18 protein-coding genes are annotated in these 25282 nt (G+C 71.5%); 11 read left to right on the forward strand and 7 right to left on the reverse strand.

Going from position 1 to position 25282, the window contains the following annotated elements; all coding sequences use genetic code 11:
* Positions 1-433: 433 nt before the first annotated feature.
* The 3 genes from MXD95_RS17935 (at position 434) to MXD95_RS29350 (ending at position 3537) form a co-directional block, all read left to right on the forward strand.
* Positions 434-2263, forward strand: coding sequence for a 3-hydroxyacyl-CoA dehydrogenase NAD-binding domain-containing protein (locus MXD95_RS17935; RefSeq protein WP_250641837.1), 1830 nt, complete (start codon positions 434-436; stop codon positions 2261-2263).
* A gap of 225 nt (positions 2264-2488) precedes the next feature.
* Positions 2489-3112: a YkvA family protein gene (locus MXD95_RS17940; RefSeq protein WP_250641838.1), complete on the forward strand. Its 624-nt coding sequence runs from the start codon at positions 2489-2491 to the stop codon at positions 3110-3112.
* Positions 3113-3372: 260 nt separating this feature from the next.
* Positions 3373-3537 carry an Rv1322 family protein gene (locus tag MXD95_RS29350; RefSeq protein ID WP_518455867.1) on the forward strand — a complete coding sequence of 55 codons (165 nt, stop codon included), beginning with the start codon at positions 3373-3375 and terminating at the stop codon, positions 3535-3537.
* A 35-nt stretch (positions 3538-3572) separates the two neighbouring features.
* Here MXD95_RS29350 and MXD95_RS17950 read toward each other — a convergent pair whose 3' ends face one another.
* Positions 3573-4295, reverse strand: a complete 723-nt coding sequence (locus MXD95_RS17950) for a sugar-binding protein (RefSeq protein WP_250641808.1) — start codon at positions 4293-4295, stop codon at positions 3573-3575.
* A gap of 74 nt (positions 4296-4369) precedes the next feature.
* The gene (gene ccrA, locus MXD95_RS17955) at positions 4370-5719 is read right to left on the reverse strand and encodes a crotonyl-CoA carboxylase/reductase (RefSeq protein WP_250641809.1); all 1350 of its coding nucleotides are present in this window, start codon (positions 5717-5719) and stop codon (positions 4370-4372) included.
* A gap of 244 nt (positions 5720-5963) precedes the next feature.
* Between ccrA and MXD95_RS17960 the strand changes: the two genes are divergently transcribed.
* The 4 genes from MXD95_RS17960 to meaB all read left to right on the forward strand — a co-directional run bounded on the left by MXD95_RS17960 (position 5964) and on the right by meaB (position 10073).
* A complete protein-coding gene (locus MXD95_RS17960; RefSeq protein ID WP_251078570.1) occupies positions 5964-6521 on the forward strand; it encodes a SigE family RNA polymerase sigma factor in 558 nt (185 codons plus the stop codon).
* Positions 6518-7525, forward strand: a complete 1008-nt coding sequence (locus MXD95_RS17965; protein WP_250641811.1) for an FG-GAP repeat domain-containing protein — start codon at positions 6518-6520, stop codon at positions 7523-7525. Before MXD95_RS17960 ends, MXD95_RS17965 begins: the two co-directional genes overlap by 4 nt.
* A gap of 215 nt (positions 7526-7740) precedes the next feature.
* Complete coding sequence (locus MXD95_RS17970) at positions 7741-8937, forward strand: acetyl-CoA C-acetyltransferase (RefSeq protein ID WP_250641812.1); 1197 nt, start codon at positions 7741-7743, stop codon at positions 8935-8937.
* A gap of 68 nt (positions 8938-9005) precedes the next feature.
* Positions 9006-10073 (forward strand): methylmalonyl Co-A mutase-associated GTPase MeaB, encoded by a 1068-nt coding sequence (meaB, locus tag MXD95_RS17975; protein ID WP_250641813.1) that lies wholly within the window; start codon positions 9006-9008, stop codon positions 10071-10073.
* A gap of 342 nt (positions 10074-10415) precedes the next feature.
* Here meaB and MXD95_RS17980 read toward each other — a convergent pair whose 3' ends face one another.
* Positions 10416-12251: a hybrid sensor histidine kinase/response regulator gene (locus MXD95_RS17980; protein ID WP_250641814.1), complete on the reverse strand. Its 1836-nt coding sequence runs from the start codon at positions 12249-12251 to the stop codon at positions 10416-10418.
* Between the two features lie 278 nt (positions 12252-12529).
* Between MXD95_RS17980 and MXD95_RS17985 the strand changes: the two genes are divergently transcribed.
* Together MXD95_RS17985 and MXD95_RS17990 are read left to right on the forward strand one after the other, a co-directional pair.
* Positions 12530-12856, forward strand: a complete 327-nt coding sequence (locus tag MXD95_RS17985) for an MTH1187 family thiamine-binding protein (protein ID WP_250641815.1) — start codon at positions 12530-12532, stop codon at positions 12854-12856.
* A gap of 133 nt (positions 12857-12989) precedes the next feature.
* Positions 12990-14012: a tetratricopeptide repeat protein gene (locus MXD95_RS17990; RefSeq protein ID WP_250641816.1), complete on the forward strand. Its 1023-nt coding sequence runs from the start codon at positions 12990-12992 to the stop codon at positions 14010-14012.
* 117 nt (positions 14013-14129) lie between these two features.
* Here MXD95_RS17990 and glgB read toward each other — a convergent pair whose 3' ends face one another.
* The 4 genes from glgB to MXD95_RS18010 all read right to left on the reverse strand — a co-directional run bounded on the left by glgB (position 14130) and on the right by MXD95_RS18010 (position 22378).
* Positions 14130-16724 (reverse strand): 1,4-alpha-glucan branching protein GlgB, encoded by a 2595-nt coding sequence (gene glgB / locus MXD95_RS17995; RefSeq protein WP_250641817.1) that lies wholly within the window; start codon positions 16722-16724, stop codon positions 14130-14132.
* Between the two features lie 104 nt (positions 16725-16828).
* Entirely contained in the window at positions 16829-18253 is a 1425-nt protein-coding gene (locus MXD95_RS18000; RefSeq protein ID WP_250641818.1) for a maltokinase N-terminal cap-like domain-containing protein, read from the reverse strand.
* 199 nt (positions 18254-18452) lie between these two features.
* The gene (gene treS / locus MXD95_RS18005) at positions 18453-20231 is read right to left on the reverse strand and encodes a maltose alpha-D-glucosyltransferase (protein ID WP_250641819.1); all 1779 of its coding nucleotides are present in this window, start codon (positions 20229-20231) and stop codon (positions 18453-18455) included.
* The gene (locus tag MXD95_RS18010) at positions 20228-22378 is read right to left on the reverse strand and encodes an alpha-1,4-glucan--maltose-1-phosphate maltosyltransferase (RefSeq protein WP_250641840.1); all 2151 of its coding nucleotides are present in this window, start codon (positions 22376-22378) and stop codon (positions 20228-20230) included. Before MXD95_RS18010 ends, treS begins: the two co-directional genes overlap by 4 nt.
* 774 nt (positions 22379-23152) lie before the next feature.
* Between MXD95_RS18010 and MXD95_RS18015 the strand changes: the two genes are divergently transcribed.
* Positions 23153-23728, forward strand: coding sequence for a TerD family protein (locus MXD95_RS18015; RefSeq protein ID WP_250641820.1), 576 nt, complete (start codon positions 23153-23155; stop codon positions 23726-23728).
* Positions 23729-24047: 319 nt separating this feature from the next.
* Complete coding sequence (locus MXD95_RS18020) at positions 24048-25247, forward strand: DUF475 domain-containing protein (RefSeq protein ID WP_250641821.1); 1200 nt, start codon at positions 24048-24050, stop codon at positions 25245-25247.
* Positions 25248-25282 lie beyond the last annotated feature (35 nt).

Below are 25282 nucleotides of genomic sequence, written 5' to 3' on the forward strand. Positions count from 1 at the left end.
CTCGCCGTGATCGCCTGCGGAGACGGAGTGAGACCGCCCCGCTCCTAGAGCGGGGAGGCATCTGTCAGTGAAACAGGGAAACCCGACCGTGAGGAAGGGAATCCCCGGCCTTCAGGCCGGGGAGGATGTCAACCTCGGCTGATCGTCGGGACGGGCCGCGGCCGGGCTGGGAGGATCGGCGGGTCCGCGGTTCACCCTCGGTAGCGGGGAGTGTGGCATGGGCGAGATGTCGTCGACGTCGCCAACCAGCGGCAGGCGCCCGGAGCAGGCCGGCGGTGCGAGCGTGGCAGGGGCAGGCACGCCAGCGCCGCACGCGCCGGCGCCCGGCAGACCAGCACCCGATGCGCTGGGGACGGACGCGTCCGGGACCGGTTCGCCACGGGCAGGCGCGGTGGCGACCAGACGGCCGATCGGCGTCGTGGGGCTGGGCACGATGGGGGCGGGCATCGCCGTGACGCTGGCTCGGGCCGGCTTCACGGTGATCGGCGTTGAGCGGGACGCCGACGCCCTGGTGCGCGCCCGAGAACGACTGGAACGGTCCCTGGAGCGCGCCGCGGACCGTGGGCCGCTCGATGCCGCCAGCCACCATGCCGCCGGCCAGGCTGTCGCCGCACCCGATGGGTCCGGGCGGGACAGGCCCGGGCGGGAGACCATGGCGCGGCGCCTGCGTCTCGGCGTTGATCCCGCGGCGGTCGTGGCGGCGGGGTGTGGGCTGGTCATTGAGGCCGTCGAGGAACGGATGGACGCCAAGGCGGCGCTGCTCGCCCGCCTCGACGGGATCTGCCCGCCGGACGTGGTGCTGGCGACCAACACCAGCTCGCTGTCGGTCCTGGAGCTCGCCGCGGGCTCCGGACGGCCGCAGCGGGTCCTCGGCATGCACTGGTTCAACCCGGCGCCGGCGATGCGCCTGGTCGAGGTGGTGCGCACGGTCGTGACCGATCCTGATGCCCTGGCCATGGTCGTCGAGGTGGCGCGGGCAGCCGGCAAGACCACGGTGGTGGCAGCCGACCGGGCCGGGTTCATCGCGAACGCCCTGCTGTTCGGCTACCTCAACGACGCGGTCCGGATGGCGGAGGCACGGTTCGCCACCCCCCAGGACATCGACGCCGCGATGCGGCTGGGCTGTGGGCATCCGATGGGACCGCTCGCCCTGCTCGACCTCATCGGTCTGGACGCCGCGCAGGAGATCCTGGCCTCGATGCACGCGCGGACCGGCGACCGGCGGCACGCCCCGGCGCCGCTACTCGGCCAGCTCGTGGCCGCCGGCCTGCTGGGACGCAAGTCCGGTCGGGGCTTCCACCGCTACCTCCCGACCGGTGATCAGCCGGCGCTCGGCGGCCCGCCCACCGGCACCGATCGTCCGGCGGGAGGGCGTGTGGCGGGGGAGCCTTCGGCGGTGCGGGTGTGCGGGGTGGTCGGCGGCGGGACGATGGCGTTGGGGATCACGCAGGTCCTGGTGCGCAGCGGGCTGGATGTCGTCGTGCGGGTCCGGCGTCCGGATGCTGCCGACCCCGATGCGGCGGACGGGGTGCGGGGACGCCTGGATGCCGCGCTGAGCGCGGCCGTCGCCCGGGGACGGTGCTCACCGGCGCAGCGGGCGCAGGCGCTGGGCCGGTTGCGGACCACCACCGACCTCGGCGAGCTCGGCGACTGCGACGTCGTGCTCGAGGCCGTGGTCGAGGATCTGGCGGTCAAACGCGCACTGTTCACCGATCTGGACAAGGTGGCCCGGCCGGGCGCGGTGCTGGCGACGACCACCTCGTCGCTGCCGGTCATCGAGTGCGCGACGGCGACCAGCCGTCCCGAGGACGTCGTCGGCATGCACTGGTTCAATCCGGCGCCGGCGATGCGCCTGGTCGAGGTGGTGCCGACCGTGCTGACCGGCGCGACCGCGACCGCGACGGTGCTGGCGCTGGCGCGCGCGGCCGGGCGGCATCCGGTGCGCTGCGCCGACCGGGCCGGGTTCATCGTCAACGCGCTGCTGTTCCCGTACCTCAACGACGCGGTGCGGATGGTCGCGGCGCACCACGCCACGATCGACGACATCGACACGGTGATGACGCTCGGCTGCGGCCATCCGATGGGCCCGTTCGCGCTCGCCGACGTGGTCGGGCTGGACGTCACCCTCGCCATCACCAGGTCGTTGTACGAGCAGTTCCACGAGCCGGGCCTCGCGCCGGCGGGCCTGCTCGAGCAGCTGGTCCGGGCGGGCTTCCTCGGCCGCAAGACCGGCCGTGGCTTTCGGGCGCATCCCCGTCATTGAGTAGCCCGGTGCGTCGGGGAGGTCAGCCGCGGCGCATTAGAATGTCGCCGGTCGGCGGGAAATCCCGGTTCGAGGGCAGGCCGGTCCGAGGCACACGAACGTGTGGACACGGGCCTGTCCGCACGGACCTGTGCCCGCGGGATCCGACGCAGACGAACCGACGTGCCCGGCCCTGTGCCGCCGGACCAGCGCGGACGGGCTGATCCAGGAGGTGGCACGGCGGGGATGGTCACGCTCGACAAGGATGCCCTGCGGGCGTTCGGCCGGGAGGTCGTGACGTTCCTGCCCGACCTCATCGTCATGTTGCGTCGGGTGGTAGCCGATCCGAGGGTGCCCCAGTCGGCGAAGGTGGAGGCCGCGGCGGCGCTGGCGTATCTCGCGTCGCCCAAGAACCGGCTGACGAACATGATCCCCGTGGTCGGCCAGCTCGACGATGTCGCGATCGTGGCGTTTGCGTTCCGCCGGCTGGTCGTGGGCGCGGGCGAGCCGATCCTGCGGGAGCACTGGCGTGGCGGCGACCGCGGTTTCCAGGTGCTCATCGGCGCCTCCGCGGCGCTGGCGAGCCCCGCGGGCGCGTTGCGCAAGGCTAAGGTGGCCCGCTCGCTCGTGACCGCCGGCATCGAGCGGGTGCGTCCGGGCAGCACGGGTCGGGGCGGCTCGGGCTCGGGTTCCGGCGGCGGGCATGACGCGGCGGGGGATCCGCAGCGCATCGTCGACGGCGAGGTCGTGGGGCGGGCCGAGTGGGTGGACGGGCCTGAGCCGTCCAGGCGCTTGGACGGCGGGCGGGACGGCGGCCGCCGGGCACGGCGGAACCAGTCCGGTCCGTCGGATGGAACCACTCGCGGGTGACGCGCGGGGCCCGGCGCGGCGGGGGCGCGCAGCGGCGGGGCTCCGCTCGGGGCGGGGCGCGCGGGCGCAGGCGGGAACCGGATCGCGACCTGGACGGCGGACGCGGCGCGGACGGCGGGCGCGGCGCGGACGGCGCGGGCCGGCGTGCGGCCACGTCCCGGTCAGACGGGCAGCAGGGGCGCCCGTGGTGGTTCCCCGACCCGGTGGTGCGGCTGCGGGACGGCGAATGGACCGTTCGCCCGCTCAGCGGCGCGGCGTCGGTGAAGGTCTACCGATGCCCGGGCTGTGACCACGAGATCCGGCCAGGCACACCCCATCTGGTGGTGTGGCAGGCGGAGCGGGTCGAGGACCGTCGGCACTGGCACAAGGGCTGTTGGGAACGGCGCTGCCGCGCATCCCGCCCAAAGCCGGACAGGGCCGGCTGACGCCGTGACCTGGGGCCGGCTCGTGGCGGGGTGGCTCAGACGCCGCGGCCGGCGGCACCGGCCGGAGCCGGGAGGGCCGGCGTCTCGGCGCCGATCGCCTTGCGGTCATCCATCGGGGCGGCCTCGATCGAGGCGATCGAGGCGCTGGCGGCGGTCAGCTTGTCGCGCAGCGCGCCGAGCTGGGTCGTCACCTGGTCGCGCAGGGCGGCGAGCTGGGTGGTGACCTGCTCGCGCTGGCGCTCGAGCTCGCCCAGGCGGCGCCTGGACTCGTCCTCGGCCGCCTGCGCGGTCGAGCGGGCGATCTCCACGATCCGCTCGGCCTCGCCGCGGGCCGTGGAGACGATCGAGGCGGCCTGCTCGTCGGCGTCGCGCAGGGTCTTCTCCCGCGCGGCCTCGGCCTCGGTGACGATGCGCCGGGCCTCCTCGAGCCGGTCCTCGGCCTCCCGGGTCCGCTCGGCGCGGACGGTGGCGGCCTCCTCCTCGGCAAGCTGGAGGATCTGGGTGACTCGGCCGCCGAACTCCTCCCAGGCGGGACGGTTGGCGGCCAGGTCGTCTCGCACCCGGGCTGCCTCACTCGCCGCCTCCGACGCCGCGGCCTCGGCTGCCGCCCGGTGCGCCTCGGCCTCGTGGAGCTGCTCGGTGAGCCAGTTCACGTGGTGGGTGACCTGGTTGGGGTCGTAGCCACGACGCACCAGGTCGAACGCGGGGGTCCCGCCGGACTCGCCGGCCATCGGGATGAGATCGGTGTGCTCGGTCATAGGGCCCCAGCATCTCAGACCGTCGAGGCGAGCGTGAGGCCAGCTCTCGTTTGGGCTCGTCGCGAATTCCTCGGCTACACGCCGCGGAACCGGTTGATTGCGGTCAGGTGGCGGGCCCGCAGCTGTTGATCCCGAACGCCAAGCCCTTCCGACGGCGCGAGGCACAGCACGCCCACCTTGCCCTGATGGACGTTGCGATGCACGTCCCAGGCGGCCTGGCCGGTTTCGGCGAGCGGGTACACCCGGGACAGCGTGGGATGGATCATTGCCCGCTCGAGGAGCCGGTTGGCCTGCCAGGCCTCGCGGTAGTTCGCAAAGTGTGTGCCGATGATCCGCTTAAGATTCATCCAGAGGTAGCGGTTGTCGAACTCGTGCTGAAAGCCGGTCGTGGACGCGCACGTGACGATCGTCCCGCCGCGGCGCGCCACGTAGACGGAGGCCCCGAACGTTTCTCGGCCGGGATGCTCGAACACGATGTCCGGGTCGTCTCCTCCGGTGAGTTCGCGGATGCGGCGGCCAAACCGCTGCCATTCCTTCGGGTCCTGGGTGTGCTCGTCCCGCCAGAACCGGTATCCCTCGGCGGCCCGGTCGATGACCAGCTCCGCGCCGAGCGCGCGACACAACCGTGCCCTGTCCGGCGAGGAGACCACACACACCGGAATTGCGCCGCCACGCAGCGCGAGCTGGGTGGCGAAGGAGCCCAGGCCGCCCGAGGCGCCCCAGATCAGTACGACATCGCCCTGCTTCATCGCGGCCCCGTTGGCGGAGACCAGCTGCCGATAGGCCGTCGAGTTCACCAGGCCGGGCGCGGCCGCCTCCTCCCAGGCGAGATGGGCGGGTTTGGGCATGAGCTGGTTGGCCTTCACGAGGGCAAGCTCGGCCAGGCCACCGAAGTTCGTCTCGAAACCCCAGATCCGCTGCTCCGGATCCAGCATCGTGTCGTTGTGACCATCCGCGCTTTCGAGCTCGACCGACAGGCAGTGCGCCACCACCTCGTCCCCCGGGGACCAGACGTGCACTCCGGGCCCTGTCCGCAGCACAACTCCGGCCAGATCGGAACCCACGACGTGGTAAGGCTGGTCATGGCGGGCGGCGAGCGGGGACGTACGTCCGTAGCGGGAGAGAAAATCGAAGGTCGGCACGGGTTCGAAGATCGATGTCCAGACCGTGTTGTAGTTCACGGAGGAGGCCATGACCGCCACCAGTGCCTCCCCGGGGCCGAGCGCGGGGGTGGGCACCTCGTCGAGGTGCAGCGAGCGGCGGGGGTCCTTCTCCCGGGAGGGCAAACCCTCGAACATCGCCGTCTCGTCGCGGCGCACGACCGTGCCGCGGTACGACTCCGGGATCTCGAACTGGGCAAACTCGGCCCGACGGGCGTCGGACGGTGGGAGTGCGGTGATGATCGCTTCGACGATGTCCTTCACGTTTGGCCTCCGACGATGGCTCTGCGGTCCCGGGCACCCGGCGGCGGGGCCCGGGAGCTGGCGGGTGGGGAACGGATGACGGGCGGGCGACGCGTGCGGCGGGCCGGGCGGAGCGGGGAGCGGTGGCGGGAGGTGGGGGCTGTCTGTTTGCGGCGCGACGCGATAGAACTTTCCGGACAACCCGTGAAGACCTCGGGGCAACTTCGAGGGCCAGGTCGGCGTCCAACGTGGCGTGACCGCGCCCATGACTGTGGTGGAAGGGTGGCGGCCCGTGCCTGCGCGGAGCGACGCCGCCCGTAGCGATGTCGCGCGGGACGCGGACGCCGCCCTGACCGCCCTGTACCAGGAGCACTACAGGTCACTGGTGCGTCTCGCCGCGCTGCTGCTGGATGACATCGGCCTCTGCGAGGAGGTCGTCCAGGACGCCTACATCCGGGTGCATGGGGCCTGGGGCCGGCTGCAGGACCGGGACAAGGCCCTGGCCTACCTGCGGCAGACGGTCGTCAATCTCGCACGTTCCACGCTGCGTCGTCGACTTGTCGCCCTCAAGCACGCGCCGAAGCCGATGCCCGATGCCGCGAGCGCGGAGGAGGGGGCCTACTCTCTGGTCGAGCGGGCCGCCGTCATCCAGGCACTGCGCGAGCTGCCTCGGCGCCAGCGAGAGGCGGTCGTCCTGCGCTACTACGCCGACATGTCCGAGGCGGACGCGGCGGCGGTGATGGGCTGCAGCGTCGGCTCGGTGAAGGCGTACACCTCCCGGGGACTGTCCGCGCTGAGCGGCAAGCTGGAGGGTCTGCGGTGAGCGCGCTGGAACCGGACGAGCTCACCCGCCTGCTGACCGAGGCGGTCGAGCCGATCCGGTCGACTCCGGATGCCTACCGGCAGATCCGGGCCGGTATCGACCGTCGGCGCCGCTGGCGCCTACCGCTGCTCACAGCCGGCGGGATGGTCATGGCCGCGCTGATCGCGCTCGCCGTGGTCGCGATCCGGCCGAGCCCGCCCAACCAGCTCGTCGAGCCCGCGGCGCCGCCGGTGATGCCCACCACCTTCACCGATCCGACCCGGGCCAGTACGGGCCCCGGCTCCGGCGGCTCGGGGCGCACGAGCACCGGTGGCCATGCGTCGGGCCCCGGCACGGGAGCCAGCTCCGGTACCGCCACCTCGTCCGGCACCTCGTCGACCCGCCCGACGTCCTCGGCGATCGCCTCGCCGGCGGTGACCGCCAGCCCGTCCTCCTCGTCGCCCCCCGGATCCAGCGTGAACAGCCCGCCGTTGCCCACGCCGGTGGCGAAGCCCGCGGCGGCGAACGACATCGACGGCGATGGCCGTCCGGACGACGTCTCCACCGACGGGAACACCCTCAAGGTCCAGTTCACCCGGGATTCCGTGGTCAGGCGGGTCAGCCTGCAGGGGATCTCCCTGCCGTTCAACAGCGCCGTCGTCGACATCGACGGCGACGGTTTCGGTGAACTGCTGGTGCAGACCGATGACAGCAACGGCACGAAGTCCTACGCGCTGGTGCACTACATCGGCCTCGATGATGTTGTTGTCGTCGCACCGCCGACCGGGCTCACCCTCACCGCGGGCGTGCACGGCAACTCCGCCTCCGGGCTCCGGTGCGTCGACCAGCACCTGGAGATCAGCTCCGGAACGTCCACCGATGGCACCCAGTTCGCCGTCACCACCACGGTGCTGACCCTGAGCCGGGACGGCCTGACCGCCGCCTCCGGCGCCCCGGCCACGAGCACGGTGCGCCTGCCGTCGGACTCGTCGCCGTTCGCCGCCTCCTGCGGCACCCTGTCCTGACCGCGCTGGGGACGTGAGCGCGATCGCGAGACGCGGGCGCCCGGAGCAAGATCACGTTATTGTGGTGGTCACGGGGATGGCCGCGGTGTTCGGCAGGACCACGGACCCATCCGGGCGATGTCCCGGTGGGACGGCGGTTCTGGCGTGGCCGCGGACGCGTCGGGGCGATGTCCCGGTGCGGGCGACGGGTCGAGTGGGACGACGAGGAGGCGGGCATGCCGGGTTCCGTGATCGTGGCCGGTGCGCGGACACCGATCGGGAAGCTGTCCGGAGCGCTCAAAAGCTTCACCGCTGCACAGCTCGGCAGCATCGCGATCCGCGGGGCACTGGAGCGCGCCGGGCTCACCGGTGACCAGATCGACTACGTGATCCTGGGGCATGCCATCCAGGCCGGTGCCGGCCCGATGGCCTCCCGCAAGGCCGCCGCCGAGGCGGGGATCCCGATGAAGGTCCCCGCGCTCACGATCAACAAGCTCTGCCTGTCCGGCCTCGACGCGATCGCCCTGGCCGACACCTACATCGCCGCCGGCGAGTTCGACCTGGTCGTCGCCGGCGGGATGGAGTCGATGACCGCCGCGCCGCATCTGGTCCGCTCGCTGCGCGCCGGCGTGAAGTACGGCGACGCGGGCCTGGTCGACGCCATCGACGCCGACGCGCTGATCTGCGCGTTCGACCAGATCTCCATGGGCGCGAGCACCGACCGGGACAACGGCCGGCTCTCCATCGGCCGCGCCGAGCAGGACGAGATCGCCGCCCGGTCGCACCAGCGCGCCGCCGCGGCGGCCAAGAACGGACTGTTCGACGACGAGATCGTCCCGGTGACCGTGCCGCAGCGGCGCGGAGAGCCGATCGTGATCAGCGCCGACGAGGGGATCCGTGCCGACACGACGCCCGAGTCGCTCGCCCGGCTGCGCCCGGCGTTCAGCGCGCCCGGCACTGAGGGCACGGTGACCGCCGGCTCCGCCTCGCAGCTCTCCGACGGCGCCGCGGCCGTCATCGTCGCCAGCCGGGCCAAGGCGGAGGAGCTCGGCCTGCCGATCCTCGCCGAGGTCGGCCACCACGGCTTCGTCGCCGGCCCCGACGCGACGCTGCACTCCCAGCCGTCGAACGCGATCTCCGTCGCGCTCGCCAAGGAGGGCCTCACCCCGGCCGACCTCGACCTCGTCGAGATCAACGAGGCGTTCGCCGCCGTCTCCATCCAGTCGATGCGTGAACTCGGCCTGAGCCCGGACATCGTCAACGTCAACGGCGGCGCGATCGCGATCGGCCATCCGCTCGGCGCCTCCGGCACCCGCATCGCGCTCACCCTGGTCAAGGAGCTCGCTCGCCGCGGCGGCGGCATCGGCGCGGCTGGGCTGTGTGGCGGCGGTGGCCAGGGCGATGCCCTTGTCCTGCGCGTCCCGGCGGCCTGAGCGGCACGAGGCCAGGCCTGGGCACCCTGGACATGAACGCCGAGACGTGAGCCCCGAGACGTGAGCCCGTGACAGCGGATGCCGAGGTGGCGCGGCTGGTGACCGCCGCGCTCGGAGGTGACCGGCGATCGGTGGCGCGGCTGCTCTCGCTGGCGGAGAACGACCCGTCCAGCTGGCCGGCTCTCGGGGTCGCCCTCGCCCCGCACACCGGCGGCGCCCAGATCGTCGGTCTCACCGGGCCACCCGGCGTCGGCAAGTCGACGACCACCGCCGCCCTCGCCCGGGCCTTCCGCGACGCCGGACGCCGGGTGGGAGTGCTCGCCGTCGACCCCTCGTCCCCCGTCACCGGTGGCGCGCTGCTCGGTGACCGGATCCGGATGTCAGAGCTTGCCGGCGATCAGTCGATCTTCGTGCGTTCGCTCGCCAGCCGGGGCCATCTCGGTGGCCTCGCCACCGTCACGGCGCAGGCGCTGCGGATCCTGGACGCCGCCGGCTACGACCTGCTGCTCGTCGAGACAGTCGGAGTCGGCCAGGCCGAGGTCGACATCGCCTCCATCGCCGACACCACCTGCCTGCTGCTCGCGCCCGGCGCCGGCGACGGCGTGCAGGCCGTCAAGGCCGGGCTGCTCGAGGTCGCCGACATCCTCGTCGTCAACAAGACCGACCAGCCGGGAGCCGCGCGCACCGTCGCCGACCTGACCGCCATGCTTCGGCTGCGGGCTGCTCCGGGCCTGGCCGGTTCTTCGACTTCTTCGACGACTGGCTCGCCCCGGGCTGGCTCGTCCGGGGCTGGCCCGTCCGGAGCCGGTTCGGCCGGGGCTCGTTCCACCGGGGCTGGTTTCACCGAGGCCGGTTCGGGCGTGGTCCGGCTGGCTGCCGCGCGCGGCGAGGGGATCGACTCGCTGGTCGAGCGGATCACTGCCCACTACCGCGATCTGGCCGTGACCGGTGAGCTCGACCGCCGGCGGGTCACCCGAGCGGCGGCCGAGGTTCGCACCCTCGCCCTGGCCATCCTCCGGACGCGACTCGAGACCGCGCAATCCGAAGCCTGCCTGCGGGAGCTCGCGAACGCCGTCGCCGCAGGCACGGCCGACCCCGTCTCGGCCGCCCATCGCCTGCTCGCAGCCCTGGCCTAGAGACCTCCACCCCCTACTACCCCCAGCCTCCGCCCTCCGCCTTTCAGCCCACACCGCCGCTGGTCGTGGGCCGCACTCCGGCGCTGACTGCCCGATGCCCCTGTCGATCGATGGTGGCGTGGCACAGCGCCACCGAACCAGCCTAGATCACGCTCTGTGACGATAATCCCGAGCCTGCGCGGCCCTAAGATCCAAGTAGGTCGTTGAGGGGGTGTTCGTGTCCGATTTGCCCCCCATGGCGACCTGTGTAGCCGGATCTTGCACCGCGGGCTATACAGAGCGTCGCGGCAATCCAGCGGGGTGGCCGGGCTCGTCGGTGGGCGGGCTCGCGGTGGGGCGGGTTCAGCGGTGGGCGGGGACGGTGGCGGTCAGGGCCGAGGCGGCGGAGGTCAGGCTGGCGGGAGTCAGGGGGAGGTCGAGCACGTCGACGGCGCCGTCGCGGCGTAACTGGGCGCGCTCCTGGGAGTCGACGTCCTCGGCGAGGACGAAGGCGGGGACCGCCCCGACAATCGGGTCGGAGGCGAGCTGCGCAAGCAGCTCCGCGGTGGACGCGTCGGGCAGATTCTGGTCCATCAGCACGAACGCCGGGCGGGCGCGGCGCACCGCGTCGAGCGCGAGCCCGGCGCGGGGGACCGTCACGGTATCGGCGCCGAGCGTCTCGGCGAGAGCCTGCGCGACCGCGGAACGTACGGCGGGATCGCCGCTGACGTGCACCACCCGCAGGCCGTCCGGCGCGGCACGCCACCCCGCCGATCCGGGCGCCAGCGCCGCCGGTGCGCTTCCATGGGCCGGCGTGCCGTATCCGGGTGTGGCCCTGCCCACTGGGCCCATGCCTGCCGAGCCCGTGCGGGCCGTGCCGTTGCCCGGCGGGCCCTGGGCCGAAGAGACGGTACCGGTGGCCGGGCGGCCGTTCCACGCGCCGCCGGACCCGCCCGCGCTGCCCGAGTCCTCGTAGCCCGCCCCGCCGTACGGCGACCCGCCATAGCCCGACCCGCCATAGCCCGATCTGCCATGCGCCGACGCGCCGTGACCGACTGACCCGCCGTGGCCCGCCCCGCCGTACGTGGCGTAGCCGCCGGATCCCGACCCGCGATAGGCGTCGCCGAAGCCGTCGTCGTCGGCGTCGGGATCCTCGAACCGCATGTCGACGGCATCCAGGACGACGGCGAACACGCTGCCGACGCCATGCCGGCTGGCGACGGTCAGTACGCCGCCCATCGCGGTCACCAGGGCGTGCGAGAGAGCGAGCCCCAGCCCGCTTCCCTCGATGCCGCTGCGTTCGGCTCCGAGGCGCTCGAACGGCCGGAACAGACGGTCGATCGCGCGGGGCGAAAGACCCACCCCATCGTCCTCGACCTCGATGCGAATCCGAGAGCCGGTGATCGGCACGATCCCGACCCGGACGCAGCCACCCTCCCGGCCGTATTTCAGCGCGTTGCCGACCAGGTTCAGCAGTACCTGCCACAGCCGGCGCCGGTCCGCGTCGGCGACGAGCGGCTCCGCCGGATGGATCGCCCGGCGAATACTGCGCTGCGCGGCCAGCGGCTCGACGAGTTCCACCACGCCCTTGACGATGTCAAGGACGTTCACCGGGCCGTTGGTGATGTCGCCGCGGCCGGCGCGCAGCCGGGCGAGGTCGAGCACGTCGTCGATGAGGGCCTGCATGTGTCGGCCGCCGGTGATGATGCGCTCGACGTCGTCGTGCAGGTCCGGGGTGAGCGGCTCGAGCTCGAGGAGCTGGGCGAAGCCGAGCATCGCGTTGAGCGGGGTGCGTAGTTCGTGGCCGAGTCTGGCGATCAGCTCATCCTTGGCCCGCGACTCGTTCTCGGCGACCTCGCGAGCCCGCTGGTCGCTGGTGTCCCGGGCGACGATGACCAGGCCGCCGTCCGGATCCCGACGGACGGTCACGTGATGCGGCACCGTCACTCCGGCGCTGGTGATCAGACCGACCGAGCCGCGCCATTGGCCGCTGTGCGCGAGTCCGGCGGTGACCGCCTCGATCAGCGCGACCCGAAACGCCGGGTCCACCACCTCGACCAGGTCACGCGCCTGGGGATCACGAGGCACGCGTTCGGCCAGGAAAACCTCGGTTGCCGCCCCCATGTCGATGACGCGGCCGTCCGCACCGACGACCACGGCTAGGTCCGTCAGTGCATCGAGCAGCGTGCGTGGCCCCACCTACGCCTCGTTATCCGTCTTCGTCCACCCCACGGCGGGCAATGGTAGGGCGTGTTGTCAGGGCCCGTTGTCCCGGGTTTGCGCAATCGCCCGTTCGGTGTGCCACCCGTGACTTCTGGTGACATGTCCACAGCTTACCGGCCGACCAGATTTGTCACGGTAGCAGGCGGGTGTCGGGCCGCTGGCCGCTCGTTCACGGGCGGGCACGGCACCGATGCGGCCGCTGGTCCGGGCGGGCCGATGGCCCGGGCCGGGCGACTCGTGGTACCTCTGGCCTCATGCTCGTAGCCTTCAGTGTCACGCCCATCGGAGTCGGCGAGGGTGTCGCGGAGCTTGTCGCCGAGGCGGTCCGGGTCGTGCGCGCCAGCGGCCTGCCGCACGAGACGAACGCGATGTTCACGACGGTCGAGGGTGACTGGGACGAGGTCATGGACGTGGTGCGCCGCGCGACCGCGGCCGTCGGCGCCCGCGCGGGCCGGGTGAGTCTGGTCCTCAAGGCGGACCTGCGCGCCGGCGTCGACGACGCCCTGCACGCCAAGGTGGCGAGCATCGAGCGCATCCTCGCCGAGGACGACGGCGAACCCCGCCAGCAACCGGCCGGCTGAGGGCCGGGAGCCGCCCGGATTCGGCGGCAAAGCGCGTCCCCGCGGACGAACAGGCGCCGCGGGGCGACATCGGGGCCCGAACTGGCGTCCGCCGGCACCTCCGTGGACGCGCCTCGGATGTCACGATGGAGGCATGCAACGTAGGCCACCAGTTCCATCCGGATCGCCGCGGGGCGCGGGAGGCCCGGGACGACCCGGGCGACTACCCGACAGCCTCGGCGGCCTGCGCCTCGCCGGCGCCGTCCCGCTTGATCCCAAGCCGGCTGCCCCGCCCCCGCCGGCAAACCCCGCTCCCGCCCCCGCCGCGGCCGGGCCCGGCGGCACTGCCCCGGCCGGCGCTCCGCCCGGCCCGGTGGTGATCGACGTCACCGAGGCGACCTTCCAGACCGACGTGATCAACCGTTCCATGCAGGTGCCGGTCGTGCTCGACTTCTGGGCCTCGTGGTGCGGGCCGTGTAAACAGCTCAGTCCGGTGCTGGAGAAGCTCGCCGAGGCTGACGGCGGCCGCTGGATCCTGGCGAAGGTCGATGTCGACGCCAACCCGCAGCTGGCGCAGGCGGCCGGTGTGCAGGGCATCCCGGCCGTGAAGGCGGTCATCGGTGGGCGGATCATCGGCGAGTTCACCGGCGCCGTGCCCGAGCGCGAGGTCCGAACCTGGCTCGACCAGCTTCTGTCCTTCGTCGCCGAGGCCACCGGCGGGGCGCAGGGCGGCGTACCGGGAGGGGATGCGCAGGAGCCCGCGCGGGACCCGCGTCTCGCCGCCGCCGAGGAGGCCCTGACCCACGGCGACCTCGACACGGCGATCGCGTCCTACCGGGTCCGCCTCCAGGAGGCGCCCGGAGACCCGGAGGCCGCCATCGGTCTTGCCCGCGCCGAGCTCCTGCGCCGGGTGCGCGACCACAACCCGGCCGAGATACGCGCCCGCCTCGCCGCCAACCCGGACGACGTCGACGCCGCGATCGCTGCCTCCGACCTGCGTCTGGCCGAGGGCGACACCCCCGGCGCCCTCGCGGATCTCGTCGCCTTGGTGCGCGGCACCTCCGGTCCCGAGCGTGAGCAGGTCCGCGCCCACCTGGTCGGCCTCTTCCAGGCTCTGGGCGAGGAGGATCCCGCGGTCGCCCCGGCCCGCCGCGCGCTGGCCGCTGCCCTGTTCTGACCAGTCCGCGTCTGAGCTGCCCGCGTCCGGGCCACCCGACGTCACCCCGGGTGGCCCGGCGCCGGACGCTGGCCGGCCGCCCCGTGTGGTGGAGTCGGTCAGGCGGTGCGGAGTCGGTCAGGCGGTGCCGTCGGGGTCGTGGCGCAGCCAGATGGCACCGAGGACGGGCAGGGTCACCGATGCGGACGCGGGCAGGCCGTGGCGCGGCTCGTCGGTGGCGATGACGCCGCCCAGGTTGCCGAGGTTGGTGCCGCCGTAACGCTGGCTGTCGGTGTTGAGCACCTCCCGCCAACGTCCCGGGAACGGCAGGCCGATCCGGTGGTGGTGGTGCGCGACGCCGGCGAAGTTCGTGATGCAGGCAAGCGTCCCCGAGCCGGACGAACCAGCGCCCACCGAGCCAGCGCCGGACGAGCCAGCGCCGGACGAGCCGGGGTCGACCGGGCCGGACCAGCGCAGGAACGAGATCACGTTGTTGCCGGTGTCGTTCGCGTCGATCCAGGAGAAGCCGGTCGGGTCGACGTCGCGGCGGTAGAGCTCCGGGAAGCCGCGGTACAGCGCGTTGAGGTCGCGGATGAGGGTGGCGACGCCGTGGTGACCCGGCTCGTCGAGCAGCGGCCAGTCGAGGGAGGTCGCCTCGTTCCACTCGTTGTCCTGGCCGAACTCGCTGCCCATGAACAGCAGCTTCTTGCCAGGATGCGACCACATGTAAGCGTAGAGTGCGCGCAGGTTCGCCAGCTGCTCCCAGCGGTTGCCGGGCATCCGGCGCAGCATCGACCCCTTGCCGTGGACGACCTCGTCGTGGCTGTACGGGAGGATGTAGTTCTCGGAGTAGGCGTAGACCATCGAGAACGTCATCTGGTGATGGTGGAAGCTGCGGTGCACCGGCTGGTGGGAGGTGTATTCCAGCGTGTCGTGCATCCAGCCCATGTTCCATTTGAAGCCGAAGCCGAGCCCGCCCAGGTGGGTGGGCCGAGTGACGCCTGGCCAGGCGGTCGACTCCTCGGCGATCATCATGGCGCCGGGGAAATGGCGGTAGACCATCGCGTTGGTCTCCTGCAGGAAGGCGACCGCGTCGAGGTTCTCCCGTCCGCCATGCTCGTTGGGCAGCCACTGGCCCTCGGCGCGGGAGTAGTCGAGGTAGAGCATCGAGGCGACGGCGTCGACCCGCAGTCCGTCGACGTGGAACTCCTCGAACCAGTACAGGGCGTTGGCGACGAGGAAGTTGCGCACCTCGGGACGGCCGACGTCGAACACATAGGTGCCCCAGTCGGGCTGCTCGCCGCGGCGCGGGTCGGGGTGCTCGTACAGGGGAGTGCCGTCGAAGCGCCCCAGCGCCCAGGCGTCCCGCGGGAAGTGCGCGGGAACCCAGTCGACTATCACGCCGATGCCCGCCTGGTGCAGCGCGTCGACAAGGTGGCGGAACTCGTCCGGAGTGCCGAAGCGTGCCGACGGGGCGTAGTACGCGGAGACCTGGTATCCCCACGAGCCGCCGAAGGGGTGCTCGGCGACGGGCAGCATCTCGACGTGGGTGAAGCCGTTGTCCCGGACGTAGGCGGTGAGCTGCTCGGCCAGCTCACGGTAGGACAGCCCGCGCCGCCACGAGCCGAGATGCACCTCGTAGACGCTGATCGGCTCGGCGTGCCAGGCGGTCTGGGCACGGCGAGCGAGCCAGGCCTCGTCCTCCCAGCTGTAGACCGATCGGGTGACGACGCTCGCGGTGGCCGGCGGGACCTCGGTGCGGAAAGCCATCGGGTCGGCCTTCTGCCGCCAGACCCCGTCGAAGCCGAGAATCTCGTACTTGTAGCGCAGCCCCGCGCCGGCGCCGGGGACGAACAGCTCCCACACCCCGCAGCCGCCCAGCGAACGCATCGGGAAGGCCCGGCCGTCCCAGAAGTCGAAGTCGCCGACGAGTCGCACTCCCCGCGCCGACGGGGCCCACACCGCGAAACTGACGCCGGTGACGGCCAACCCGCCGTGTGTGCGCAGCGTCCGGATATGGGCGCCGAGCACCTTCCACAGCTGCTCGTGGCGCCCCTCGCTGATCAGGTGACGGTCGATCTCGCCGACGGTCGGGAGGTGGCGGTACGGGTCGTCGACGAGGGCCGTGGCGTGCGGGTAGACCACCTCGATCCGGTAGTCAGGCAGGTAGCCGGGCAGGGCTGCGGCGAACACCCCGCCGCTGTGCAGCCGGCTGGCCGGATGCCGCTGCTCGCCGATGAGCAGGCTGATGGCGCTGGCATCCGGGCGCAGCACCCGCACGATTGTCCAGTCGCCGGCCGGGTGCGCGCCGAGCAGAGCATGCGGATCATGGAACGTGCCGGCGACCAGTCGCTCGAGCGTGCCGTGCGGCAGGCCCAGCTCCGGTTTCGGACCGAGCACCGGCGCGTCGGCGGACCCAGTCTCACCAGCGAGCGCAGCCTCACCAGCGAGCGCAGCCTCACCAGCGGACCCAGCCTCACCAGCGGACCCAGTCTCACCAGCGGGCCCAGCCGCACTGGCGGGCCCAGCCTCGGTCGCGGCCACGGGTGCACGGTCGGCCAGGGCCACTCGACCCTCCCAGTCGCGGATCGGCGCATCGGGGCCGGCCGGGGACGGTCGGCCGGCTGCGACCTCGGCGCCGCGGCGTCCCGACCGCGCCGTGCCGCTGGTGACATCGCCGCTGGTGACACTGCCGCCGGTGACACTGCCGTTGGTGACACTGCCGTTGTTCACTGGGACACCCCTGCCTCTCTCCGCTTGGGGGTCGGGTGGTCGATTCAGTCAGGTCGGTCGATCCGGGCGAACGGGCATGGCCGCGGGCCCGGCGGCACGACGGCCTAGCCGGCGGGGGCCGCCGGAGTGGTGGCTGCGGCTGACTCGGTGGTCTCGGTGAGGCGAGTGACCGCGGCCAGGGGAATCTGCACCCAGCCGGGACGATGACGTGCCTCGTAGAGCACCTCGTAGACGGCCTTGTCGAGCTCGAACGCGCGTAGCAACGCCGCATCGTCACGAGGGTCGCGCCCAGCCGCGCCCGCGTAGCCCTGGAGGAAGGCGTTCTGGTTGCGCTGCGCCCACTCCTGGGCCCGGTAGGCCAGCGCTGGCTCGTCGGCCCGCTCGAGCTGCAGGGAACGGGCGGCGTAGTCGAACGAGCGCAGCATCCCGGCGACGTCGCGTAGCGGCGACTCGAGCCCGGTCCGGTCGGCGACGGGACGGGCCGGTTCACCCTCGAAGTCGAACAGCACCCAGCCGGAGTCGACCCGGAGCACCTGGCCGAGATGCAGGTCGCCGTGAAGTCGTTGGAATGGACGGGGATGGAGGGCATTCGGCGCCGTGCCGGCAAGCTCGTCGTAGGCGGCCCGTACGGCGTCCGCATAGGGGTGCAGCCGCTCGACGCCGTCGAGCGCGGCGTGGAGCCGGCCGTGCAGGTAGGCGACCAGGTCGCGCAGGTCGTCCGTGGTCGCGGGGCGGGTCGGCAGTACCCGGGCGAGGTCGGCGTGCACCTCGGCGGTGGCGGCGCCGAGGCGCTCGGACTCGGCCGCGAAGTCGCCGCCCACCTCGTCGGGGTGCAGGTCCGCCTCGGCGTACAGGTCGCGAACGCTGGCCAGGGCGAGGCGCCAGCCCTCACTGCCGCTGCGCAGGAACTCCTGCAGGAATCCGAAGGTGGTGGGGACGCCCTGCACCGTGCCCGAGTACCACGCGACGGGGGCGGCGATGTGGGAGCTGCCGGCCGTGGCCAGCGCCCGGGTGACCTCCAGGTCAGGGTTCTGCCCGGGCCACAGCCGGCGGAACACCTTGAGGATGTACGCGTCCCCATAGATGATCGACGAGTTGGACTGCTCGACTCCGACCGGGGCGGCGGGCAGGTCCGCCAGCGGCACCCGAAAGCCGTCGTCCGGCGCTGGTGCCGGCTGCCGCTCGGCGACGAGGTCGCCGTGGTGTGCGGCGCGGGCGAGGAACTCCAGCAGGGCGGCGGTGCCGGCCGGGTCGGACAGCCCGTCGTAGACCAGACCGCCGGCACACTCCCCGAGCAGGAAGCCCTCGTGGCCGTGCGGGGCGTCGGCGCGCAGAACCAGCGGGACCTGGTAGTAGTCGGCCGGGCCTCGGTCATAGGCGACCTCGACGACCAGCAGGCGCAGCCCGCCCAGCGCGGCATCGCGATGGATCCGCAGCCGGCCGCCGCTGCGGCCCTTCCCGGCGAACCAGCGCTGGCGAGGCAACCAGTCCGTCAACAGGCCGGTCAGTTCGCCATGGTGGTCACCCATCCTCGGCCTCCCACTGCCCGCAGTCGACGATCATTATTGCACCTAACGTCGAATATCCTGAAAGTACCTTTCATGGGTCGTGCTCCGCCGGTGTTGGCATCCGCGCCGGCCCCTCACCGTCCTGGCCGGTTGGCCCTGGTCGGTCGGGCGGCGGCGGATCACCTGGGACGACGGCAGCCGGCTGGACGGCGAGGACCTGCTAGGGGGTGAATTCCCCCTGTCTGGTCAGCGCGAACCAGTAATGTCCATGTCCTGGCAGGGTCAGCAGGTACGGCAGCTCGCCGATCGGCGGGAAATGCACCCGGCCGAGGAGTTCGACGGGCACCATTCCCTCGAACCGCCGCAGGTCGAGCTCCACCGGCTGCGCGAAGCGGGACAGGTTCGCCACGCACAGCACGCTGTCATCGCCGAACTCGCGCACGTAGGCGAACACTGACGGGTTGGACGCGGCCAGCTCCTCGAAGCTGCCCAGGCCGAAGACGGGGTGCCGCTTGCGTACCTCGATCATCCGCCGGGTCCAGGACAGGAACGAGGTCTGCGTCCGCTGGCCCGCCTCGACGTTGAGCCCCTGATACCCGTAGACCGGATCCATGATCAGCGGCAGGTACAGCTGGGCGGGGTCGGAGGTGGAGAAACCCGCGTTGCGATCGGGCGACCACTGCATCGGGGTGCGGACGCTGTCGCGGTCGCCGAGGTAGATGTTGTCGCCCATGCCGATCTCGTCGCCGTAGTACAGCACCGGGGATCCGGGCAGCGACAGCAGCAGCGCGGTGAACAGCTCCATCTGGTCACGACTGTTGTCGAGCAGCGGCGCGAGCCGGCGGCGGATACCGATGTTCGCCTTCATGCGGGGGTCCTTGGCGTACTCCGCCCACATGTAGTCGCGTTCGTCGTCCGCGACCATCTCGAGGGTCAGCTCGTCGTGGTTGCGGAGAAAGATGCCCCATTGGCAGTTCTGTGGAATGTGCGGCGTCTGGGCAAGAATTTCCGAGATGGGGTAGCGTGACTCGCGCCGCACCGCCATGAAGATGCGCGGCATCAGCGGGAAGTGGAACGCCATGTGGCACTCGTCGTCGTTGCCGAAGTATTCGACGACGTCGGAGGGCCACTGGTTGGCCTCGGCGAGCAGCACCCGGTCGGCGTACTTCGCGTCGACCTCCTTGCGTACCCGCCGCAGGTACTCGTGTGTTTCCGGCAGGTTCTCGCCGTTGGTGTTGTCCCGCACGTACAGGTACGGGACGGCGTCGAGCCGGAACCCGTCGATGCCGAGGTCCAGCCAGAAGCGCAGGACTTCGAGCATCGCCTCCTGGACGTCCGGGTTGTCATAGTTGAGGTCGGGCTGGTGGGAAAAGAAACGGTGCCAGTAGTACTGGCCGCGCACCGGGTCCCAGGACCAGTTCGACCTCTCGGTGTCGACGAAGATGATCCGGGCGTCCGGGTAGCGCTCGTCGGTGTCGGACCAGACGTAGAAGTCCCCGTACGGGCCGTCCGGGTCCGAGCGGGAGGCCTGGAACCACGGGTGGGCGTCCGAGGTGTGGTTCATCACCAGGTCGGCGATGATCCGGATGCCGCGCCGGTGGGCCTCGTCGACGAGCGAGACGAAGTCCCCCAGATCACCGAACTCGGGCAGGATCTGAAAGTAGTCGGCGATGTCGTAGCCGCCGTCGCGCAGCGGCGAGGAGTAGATCGGCAGCAACCAGAGGCAGTCGACGCCGAGCCACTCCAGGTAGTCGAGCTTGGAGATCAGGCCCCGGATGTCCCCGGTGCCGTCGCCGTTGGAGTCCGCGAAGCCACGGATCAGGACCTCGTAGAACACGGCCCGCTTGTACCAGTGCGGGTCGCGGGCGGACTCGCCGCCGGGGCCGGTGGGCGCAGGCCCCGGCGTGTCGGCGCCGATCGGCTCGCTCAGCGGCTCCGGATCGTTGTTGATGATGATCTCGCCCACGTCCGGCCCGACGCCGTCGAACACGTCCGTCATGGCCGGGGCCGCACGGTGAGGACGTGCGCGGGCTCGGCCGCCGGGTCCAGCCGGACGTAGTTGTCCCGTCCCCACTGGTAGGTGGCCCCGGTGATCTCGTCCATGACCTCGAAGGTGTCGTGCCACTCGAGGCCGAGGGCGGGCAGGTCGAGCCGCACCGTGGTCTCGTGCGCGTGGTGCGGGTCCAGGTTGACGATGACGATCACGGTGTCGCTGGCCGTCGGGCCGGCGGCCGTACGGTCGTCGGTCGTCGGATACGGGGCCGTGGTCGCCGCGTGGGCGGCCGAGGCGGGGGTCGCGGCGTCGGCGGTGGACCCCGCGCGCACGACCGCCGCCGGTGCGGTGCCGGGCAGGGCGGGAACGAACTCGGCGCGGGGGGCGTCGGCTGGCTCGAGGCGCTTCGAGTAGACCATGATCTGGTCGCTGTCGGCGTGGTGCAGGTGCAGGTTGCGCAGCCAGTGCAGAGCGGGGTGGGCGCGGCGGATCTGGTTGAGCCGGGCCAGGTACGGGGCGAGCGAGCGGCCGGCACGTTCGGCCGCCGCCCAGTCCCGGGGGCGGTACTGGTACTTCTCGGAGTCCAGGTACTCCTCGCTGCCCGGGCGGACCGGCACGTTCTCGTACAGCTCGTAGCCGGCGTACACCCCCCAGGTCGGTGACAGCGTCGCCGCGAGCACCGCCCGGATCCGGAACGCCGCCTGCCCGCCGTCCTGCAGATAACCCGGCAGGATGTCCGGCGTGTTCACGAAGAAGTTCGGCCGCATGTAGTGCGCGGCGGCAAGCAGCTCGGCGGCGTACTCCTCCAGCTCCCACTTCTCGTTACGCCAGGTGAAGTACGTGTATGACTGCGTGAATCCGACCTTGGCCAGGGTGTGCATCATCGCCGGCCGGGTGAACGCCTCGGCGAGGAACAGCACGTCCGGCTCGGTCGCCTTCACCTGGGCGATGAGCCATTCCCAGAACTCGACCGGCTTCGTGTGCGGGTTGTCCACCCGGAAGATGCGCACTCCGTGAGCGGTCCAGTGCCGGACGACCCGCAGGATCTCCTGGTAAAGCCCGTTCGGGTCCGTGTCGAAGTTCAGCGGGTAGATGTCCTGGTACTTCTTCGGCGGGTTCTCGGCGTAGGCGATCGAGCCGTCACTGCGCACGATGAACCATTCCGGGTGATGCTTGGCCCACGGATGGTCCGGCGCGCACTGCAGGGCCAGATCGAGGGCGATCTCCAGGCCGAGTGACCGGGCCCGGGCGACGAACAGATCGAAGTCCTCGATCGTGCCCAGGTCGGGGTGCACCGCGTCGTGGCCGCCCTGCTCGCTGCCGATCGCCCAGGGCGAGCCCGGGTCGTCCGGGCCGGGCGTGAGGGTGTTGTTCGGGCCCTTGCGGTTGATCTCGCCGATCGGGTGGATCGGCGGCAGGTACACCACGTCGAAGCCCATCGCGGCGACCTCGGCCAGCCGCTCGGTGGCGCTGAGGAAGGTGCCCGAGCGCGGGGGGTCCAAAGTGGCCCCCTCCGAGCGGGGAAACATCTCGTACCAGCTGCCGTAGAGGGCCCTGGGCCGGTCCACCCACACCCGGTACAACTGCGAGCGGGTGACCAGTTCACGCAGCGGGAACGCGTCCAGCAGGCTGGCCAGACGCGCGTCGAGGGCGGCGGCGATCCGGGCGTGCGGATCCTCCTGGGCGTCGTCGCGCAGGAAGGCGACCGCGCGGGCGATCTCCGCCCGCCGGCCCTCCGGCACGCCTGGCAGCGCCCGCAGCAGCAGCCGTGCGCCGTCCTCGAAGTCGACCGCGAGCTCGTCGACGGTCTGGCCCGCGCCGACCTTCAGTTCGATGCCATGGCGCCAGGTGGCCACGGGATCCGCCCACGCCTCGACGCGGTACCCCCACAGGCCGGAGTCGCCCACGGTGATATCCGCCTCGAAGCGGTCGGTGCCCGCGGCGCCGACGCGCATCGGAACGAACGGCGTGCCCTGGCCATCCGGCCCGGACAACACGACGTTCGCACCGATGAGATCGTGACCCTCCCGAAAGACGGTCGCGCCCACGGTAATTTTCTCGCCCACGACCGCGCGCGCTGGCCACTGGCCGCACGACACGACCGGGGTCACGTCGGAGATGACAACCCGGCCTACTGAACGTCCGATCATCATGGCGACCTTATCCAGACGAACCACGCCTCAATGGTCCGCCCTGCACGTGGCGAATAGCGACACCTCTGTGTGAACTGCCCGCGACCATCGCGTGGGTGATAGTTGAGGTCGGGGTGGGCCCGTTGGCACCGTCCGGATGGTCTGCACTGGAGCCGATGTTCCCCGGTTGCCGTGCCGACGAACGTCCGAACCGCGTCCGTTGTGCGGTCCGGCGTGGGCTTTCGTGGCCATATCGGTGCCACCTGGTGCCCGGACGGCCGACGATCAGCCCGGTAACAGTTGGGACTGCGGTGAGGATCCGTCCACGCCGGTGCAGGGCGCAGTTTCCAGTGACGTTACGACGCGGCCCTCTGTTACGGCCGCGTGACGCATCTCTCTGGGGAACGCCTGGGAACCTGCCGCATCCTTCGTTCGTCCCGCAGTGCAGAGAGAGCGGCAGGACACACGGATCGGCAGGACACACAGATCGGCAGGGAACAGGGGCGGCCGAGGACATGGACGTCAGGTCGGGCGGGGCGGCGCACCCGTGACGTCGCGCCCACAACGCGGCGCGCTGGCACTGCCGGCGCGTGGCCTGCCCGGGCGGAGCCACATCTCTGACCGCCATGGTCAGCAGTACGCTGCCGGCGCCCGGATCGCACCGTGGCACAGCGCGCCACCTCGGTGACCGCACCGCGGGTGAGCGTAACCGCAGTTGACCGACACCGAAGTTGTACGCATACCGACCGCAGTCGAGCCGGTAGCCGTCAACGCACCGTAAGGGGAGAGAGAAACGTGGGAGTGAGCCTCAGCAAGGGCGGCAACGTCTCGCTGACCAAGGAGGCACCCGGCCTGACCAGCATCCTGGTCGGTCTCGGCTGGGACGTGCGTAGCACGACCGGCGCCGACTTCGACCTGGACGCCAGCGCCATCGCGTGCCGGGCCGACGGCAAGGTCGTCTCGGACGGGTACTTCGTCTTCTTCAACAACCTCAAGAGCCCGGACGACGCGATCCAGCACCAGGGCGACAACCTCACCGGCGAGGGCGAGGGCGACGACGAGGCGATCACCGTGAACCTCGCCTCGCTGCCCACCGAGATCGACAAGATCGTCTTTCCGGTGTCGATCTACGACGCGGACTCGCGCCAGCAGAATTTCGGTCAGGTCCGCAACGCCTTCATCCGGGTCGTCAACGGCACCGGCAACACCGAGATCGCCCGCTACGACCTCACCGAGGACGCCTCCACCGAGACCGCGATGGTCTTCGGCGAGGTCTACCGGCACGGCAGCGACTGGAAGTTCCGCGCCGTCGGCCAGGGCTACGCCGCGGGCCTTGCCGGCATCGCCCGGGACTTCGGCGTCAACGTCTGACCGGGGTTCGACGTCTGACCGGGACCCGGTGTCCGACTGAGGGCTCGACGTCCGACCGGGGTTCGACGTCTGACCGGGACCCGGTGCCCGGCCGCGGGCCGGGGTGCTGGTCGCCCGGTGTAAGTAATTTGTCGGGCCGCGCACCAGCCGTGAGCGGCTACGATGCCGTCGACCGCCGACCGGGGCCCCGGCCGTGGGATCGACGCGGTCGCCGGCACGTTCGAGCGACCTGGCGTGATCCGACGGACCGCGGATCCGCCCGCGCGGACTGGCCGGGTGACCGGAGTCTGGCAATCGGTCCGGAGAGGTGTTGATAGGCGTGCACGCCTTGCGGATCTTTGGGTGGTCCTTTGCGATCACTGCCCTGGGGGTGGCCGCGGCAGGAGTGCTCGGCGGTCCCCGGGATGCGGCCCTCGTGGCTATTCTCGCGATCCTCGAGATCAGCCTTTCCTTCGACAACGCGGTGATCAACGCGACGATCCTTCGTCGCATGAGCCCGTGGTGGCAGAAGATCTTCCTGACGCTCGGTGTCGTCATCGCCGTGTTCGGTATGCGGCTGCTCTTCCCGATCGTGATCGTGGCGCTGACCGCGCATCTTGGCCCGGTGCACGTGTTCGACCTGGCACTCAACGACAGCAGCCAGTACGCCGAGAAGCTCGGCAACGCGCATCCGGCGATCGCCGCGTTCGGCGGGATCTTCCTCTTTATGATCTTTCTGGACTTCCTCTTCGACAGCGAGCGGGAGATCCAGTGGATCAAGAAACTGGAGGAGCCACTGCGCCGGGCGGGCCAGCTTGACGTGATTCCGATCGTGGTGGCCCTCGTCGCGCTGCTCGTCGTCGGCGAGGCGTTCTCGGGTGACCACACCCAGCAGGTGCTCACCGCGGGCGTCGCGGGCATGGCCACCTATCTCGGGGTGCGCGGGCTCGGGGAGTTCTTCGAGGCCCAGGGCGTCGGCGAGGAGGACGACGAGGATGCCACCGGCGCTGACAACGACAGCACCGCTGGTGCGGACGCCGCGGCTGGTGTGGCGGCCAGGGACACCGCCCCGCCGGCCCCCCGTGCCGGCGGCACTCCGAAGCTGGTGCTCGCCACCGGCCGGGCCGCCGCGTTCCTGTTTCTCTACCTCGAGGTCATCGACGCGTCGTTCTCCTTCGACGGCGTCGTCGGGGCATTCGCGATCTCTCAGAACATCTTCGTCATCGCCGCCGGTCTCGGGATCGGAGCCATGTACATCCGGTCGCTGACGGTGTACCTGGTTCGGCGTGGGACGCTGTCCGAGTACATCTATCTCGAGCACGGGGCGCACTACGCGATCGGCGCGCTGGCGATCATTCTGGCCATCTCCATCGAGACCGAGGTTCCGGAGATCATTACCGGCCTGGTAGGCGTGGCCTTCATCGGCCTGGCGCTGGTGTCGTCCATCCGACACCGGCGCAATGAGGCCTTCGCCGACGACGACGCGGGGCACGGCGACGGGCAGGGACAGCCCCGAGAGCCGGCCGCGGCGCCGTTGTAGTGCGATCGCGGTACGACGTCGATCCCGCGCGGCAT

This window comes from Frankia sp. AiPa1 (assembly GCF_023243075.1).
Taxonomy (GTDB): domain Bacteria; phylum Actinomycetota; class Actinomycetes; order Frankiales; family Frankiaceae; genus Frankia.